Consider the following 4518-nt stretch of genomic DNA (forward strand, 5'->3'; position numbering starts at 1 on the left):
GGAGAGGGGCTGGGGGTGAGGGGGGATTTATTTTCATTCCTCCCACCTCTCCCGCTTTTTTTCTTCCTCTCTGCTGCGATAATTACCCTAATGGCTTTGCAGAGGAAAATGCTATGGATTACGAATTTCTGCGCGACATCACTGGCGTGGTGAAAGTGCGTATGTCGATGGGGCACGAAGCCGTTGGACACTGGTTTAACGAAGAGGTGAAAGAGAACCTCGCGCTGCTGGATGAAGTCGAACAGGCGGCGAAGACGGTAAAAGGCAGTGAACGCTCCTGGCAACGCGCCGGACATGAATACACGCTGTGGATGGATGGCGAAGAGGTGATGGTGCGCGCTAACCAGCTCGAGTTTTCAGGTGACGAGATGGAAGAGGGGATGAGCTACTACGACGAAGAGAGCCTGTCGCTGTGCGGCGTGGAAGACTTCCTGCAGGTCGTGAATGCCTACCGTGAGTTCATGAAACAGAAGTAACTCCCGAAGCGTCCCTGCTCCGGGCAACACTTACACGGCCGGAATATTGCGGCCGTAGTAGATTTCGCGCATCTCTTTCCAGAGCAGGTCGGTAATGACCTTGCGCTCTTCTTCGCTTAAATCTTCCGGCTTTGTGTGGAACATGTAGTGCTTAAGGTCGAACTCCTTAAGCAACATTTTGGTATGGAAGATGTTTTCCTGGTACACGTTCACGTCCATCATGTCGTACAGCGATTTCATGTCCTCGGACATAAAGTTCTGAATGGAGTTGATCTCGTGGTCGATGAAGTGCTTCATGCCGTTGATATCGCGGGTGAAACCGCGCACGCGATAATCAATCGTGACGATGTCCGATTCCAGCTGGTGGATTAAATAGTTCAGCGCGTTCAGCGGGGAAATCACGCCGCAGGTCGACACCTCAATATCCGCGCGGAACGTGCACAGCCCGCCTTCCGGGTGACTCTCCGGGTAGGTATGCACGCAGATATGGCTTTTGTCCAGGTGGGCGACGACCACTTCCGGCAGCGGGCCCGGGTGTTCAGTTTTGTCGATAAGCTTTGGGTCGACCGGCTCTTCGCTGACCAGAATGGTCACGCTGGCACCCTGAGGTTCATAATCCTGTCGGGCTATGTTCAGGATGTTCGCACCGATGATCGAGCAGGTTTCTGACAGGATCTCGGTCAGACGGTTGGCGTTGTAGAGTTCGTCGATATAGGCGATGTAACCATCGCGTTCTTCCGCTGTTTTGGCATAGCAGATATCGTAAATACAAAAACTCAGGCTTTTGGTCAGGTTGTTAAAGCCATGCAGTTTAAGCTTTTTCAATTAGCTCACCCCCTTAGTGGATAATGCGTCTTGCAGGTACTGCGGCAGAGCAAACGCTGCGGTATGAATGGCCGGGTTGTAGTACCGACACGTGAGACCGGCCTGATGGAAGCGGGCCTGAATAATTTCGGTGGAGAGATGGCGCAGCACGTCGTTATCCGTCGCCCAGGCAAAGGTCATGATCCCGCCGTAGTACGTCGGAATGGCCGCCTGATAGAAGCTGACGTCGCCGAAATAGGTGCTCAGCTTACGATGGCTGTCGAGGGCTTCATCCTGCTGCAGGAAGCAGACGCCATTTTGCGCGACGAAGATACCGCCAGGGTTCAGGCAGCGCTTGCAGCCTTCGTAGAACGAGGAGGTAAACAGCGACGCGCCGGGGCCGATGGGGTCGGTACAGTCGGAGATAATGACGTCGAAGGTCTGCGTGGTCTGGTTAACGAAGTTAACGCCGTCGTCAATGACCAGATTAAAACGCGGGTCGTCATAGCTGCCAGCATTGTGGTTGGGCAGATACTGACGGCAAAACGAGACCACGCCTGCATCGATCTCCACCATGGTGATGGTTTCAATGGACCGATGACGGGAAACCTCGCGCAGCATTGCGCCGTCACCGCCGCCGATAATCAGGACATGCTTCGCGTGACCGTGGGCCAGCAGCGGAACGTGGGTCATCATTTCATGATAGATAAACTCGTCGCGCTCGGTCGTTTGCACGACGCCGTCCAGCGCCATCACGCGGCCAAAGGCGGCATTTTCGAAAATGATGAGATCCTGGTGATCGGTTTTCTCATGATAGAGCACGTTATCAACGGCAAAGTACTGACCAAACTGGTCATGCAGTGTTTCATGCCACAACGTGTGGTCGGCCATACGCGGACTCCTCCTTTGTTAACTTCCGTAACGCTCATAAAAAATGAGCGAAACATGATAGCTAACTATAACCGTGGTTGCACGGTTATAGGTTCAACAGGGGGCGTTGGGAAGGTTATTTCACGTAGGCGAGCAGGCTGAGCGAATCGCGAGCCAGCGCTTTGCATTTTTTAGCCGTGGGAATGCCAATACCGCTCAAGTCGCGGTAGCTGTCTTCACCGAGCGCCTTCATGTCAAAGCTGTCGTAGTTGCTGAGATCCCACTGGTTTTGCTGGGCGAAAAAGACCAGCGCGCGGCGAATTTGCCCGTTGGGTAAATTCTGGTAGCCACAATCATTTTTCAGGAATACAAAAACCGCCGTTAAATCGGCCATATCTTCCGCTTCATTTTCACTGAGCGCATAGCTGTTCGCACACATTGCCATCAGGCTTCCGAACAAAATTGTCCTGAAAAACGTCTTCATTGCTTCTACCACTTCTTCACGGAAAATTAACGTTAGCATACTTGATGCCAGTGCGACGATCTTTATTATTGCCGCTTTACTTGACCTTCCGGTAAGGGGAGGGTTTATGCTCAAAAGATCGCCTGCTGGAAATAAGGAAATGAACATGCAACGTCGTGATTTTTTAAAATATTCCGCTGTGCTGGGGGCTGCCAGTGCAATACCACTCTGGAGCCGCGCGGTTTTCGCGGCTGACAGGCCTGCCTTACCCATCCCTGACTTACTGACCGCTGACGCCCGCAGCCGTATCCAGCTTGTTGTTCAGGCCGGTAAAACGACGTTCGGCGAGAACAACGCTACGACGTGGGGCTATAACGGCAATTTGCTCGGTCCGGCGCTTCAGTTACGTAAAGGGAAGGCGGTGACGGTGGATATCCACAATACGCTCGCTGAAGAGACCACTCTGCACTGGCACGGGCTCGAAGTCCCGGGCGAAGTAGACGGTGGACCGCAGGGGGTTATCAAGGCCGGTGGCAAACGTAGCGTCACCTTTACGCCTGACCAGCGCGCGGCGACCTGCTGGTTCCACCCGCATCAGCATGGAAAAACGGGCCATCAGGTAGCGATGGGGCTGGCGGGACTGGTGCTGATAGAAGACGACGATAGCCGCCTGCTGCGCCTGCCGAAACAGTGGGGCATCGACGACGTGCCGGTGATTGTGCAGGACAAAAAATTCACCGCGGACGGCCAGATTGACTATCAGCTGGACGTGATGAGCGCGGCGGTCGGCTGGTTCGGCGATACGCTGCTGGCCAACGGCGCGATCTATCCGCAGCATGCCGCGCCGAAAGGCTGGCTGCGTTTACGTCTGCTTAACGGCTGTAACGCGCGTTCGCTGAATTTTGCTGCCAGCGATAAGCGCCCGCTGTATGTCGTGGCGAGCGACGGCGGCCTGCTGCCGGAGCCGGTGAAGGTGAGCGAGCTGCCGATGCTCATGGGCGAACGCTTCGAAGTGCTGGTGGACATCAGCAACGGCAAGCCGTTCGACCTGGTAACGCTGCCGGTCAGCCAGATGGGGATGGCGGTTGCGCCGTTTGATAAACCGCATCCGGTGCTGCGCATTCAGCCGCTACAGGTCACGGCCTCTGGTACGCTGCCGGACACCTTAGCCACGCTGCCTGCTCTCCCGTCGTTGGATGGCCTTACGCAGCGCAAGCTTCAGCTTGCCATGGATCCGATGCTGGACATGATGGGCATGCAGGCGCTGATGAAGAAGTATGGCAATCAGGCGATGGCGGGGATGCACCACGGGCAGATGATGGGCCATATGAATATGGATCACGGCAAAATGGGCGGCATGGGGAACATGGATCACGGTGGTCACGGGTTCGATTTCCACAACGCCAACACGATCAACGGCAAAGCGTTCGACATGAACGCGCCGATGTTTGCTGCCACTAAAGGTCAGTTTGAGCGCTGGGTGATTTCAGGCGAAGGCGACATGATGCTGCACCCGTTCCACATCCACGGTACCCAGTTCCGCATTCTTTCTGAGAACGGCAAAGCGCCGGATGCGCATCGCGCAGGCTGGAAAGATACGGTGAGAGTAGAAGGCGGCGTCAGCGAGGTGCTGGTGAAGTTTGACCACGACGCGCCTAAAGAGTTTGCCTATATGGCCCACTGTCATCTGCTGGAGCACGAAGATACGGGGATGATGCTGGGGTTCACGGTTTAAAGCAGAGCGGCCTGATGCCCTCACCCTCTCCCACGGGGAGAGGGAACAAACACAAAAACGGCAACCGAAGTTGTAATGCCGATCAGTTAAGGATCGGTTGACCGATCCAGTGGCTGTGTAAGAATCCGGAAATGCTCACCCGTTTCCGGATTTTTTTATGCACATTGGAC

At 55.0% G+C, this 4518-nt stretch carries 5 protein-coding genes; 2 read left to right on the forward strand and 3 right to left on the reverse strand.

Going from position 1 to position 4518, the window contains the following annotated elements:
• Window positions 1-113 precede the first annotated feature (113 nt).
• Window positions 114-476, forward strand: a complete 363-nt coding sequence (gene yacL / locus URZ40_RS22945; RefSeq protein WP_116342548.1) for a protein YacL — start codon at window positions 114-116, stop codon at window positions 474-476.
• 30 nt (window positions 477-506) lie between these two features.
• On the opposite strand, the gene speD is transcribed toward yacL, so the two are convergent.
• From speD to URZ40_RS22960, 3 genes are all read right to left on the reverse strand, one after another.
• Window positions 507-1301, reverse strand: a complete 795-nt coding sequence (gene speD, locus URZ40_RS22950) for an adenosylmethionine decarboxylase (RefSeq protein WP_013095609.1) — start codon at window positions 1299-1301, stop codon at window positions 507-509.
• Window positions 1302-2171 (reverse strand): polyamine aminopropyltransferase, encoded by an 870-nt coding sequence (gene speE / locus URZ40_RS22955; protein WP_028015536.1) that lies wholly within the window; start codon window positions 2169-2171, stop codon window positions 1302-1304.
• Window positions 2172-2286: 115 nt separating this feature from the next.
• Window positions 2287-2634 carry a YacC family pilotin-like protein gene (locus URZ40_RS22960; RefSeq protein ID WP_014882582.1) on the reverse strand — a complete coding sequence of 116 codons (348 nt, stop codon included), beginning with the start codon at window positions 2632-2634 and terminating at the stop codon, window positions 2287-2289.
• 145 nt (window positions 2635-2779) lie between these two features.
• Between URZ40_RS22960 and cueO the strand changes: the two genes are divergently transcribed.
• Window positions 2780-4348: a multicopper oxidase CueO gene (cueO, locus tag URZ40_RS22965; protein WP_316379685.1), complete on the forward strand. Its 1569-nt coding sequence runs from the start codon at window positions 2780-2782 to the stop codon at window positions 4346-4348.
• The last annotated feature ends 170 nt before the right edge of the window (window positions 4349-4518 follow it).

It is taken from the genome of Enterobacter sp. 296B2, assembly GCF_034106185.1.
GTDB classification, from domain to species: domain Bacteria; phylum Pseudomonadota; class Gammaproteobacteria; order Enterobacterales; family Enterobacteriaceae; genus Enterobacter; species Enterobacter cloacae_N.

Excerpts from the sequence above, each read along its gene's own strand:
- speE (WP_028015536.1), bottom strand. The coding sequence starts at position 2,171 with ATGGCCGACCACACGTTGTGGCATGAAACACTGCATGACCAGTTTGGT.
- yacL (WP_116342548.1), top strand. The coding sequence starts at position 114 with ATGGATTACGAATTTCTGCGCGACATCACTGGCGTGGTGAAAGTGCGT.
- cueO (WP_316379685.1), top strand. The coding sequence starts at position 2,780 with ATGCAACGTCGTGATTTTTTAAAATATTCCGCTGTGCTGGGGGCTGCC.
- URZ40_RS22960 (WP_014882582.1), bottom strand. The coding sequence starts at position 2,634 with ATGAAGACGTTTTTCAGGACAATTTTGTTCGGAAGCCTGATGGCAATG.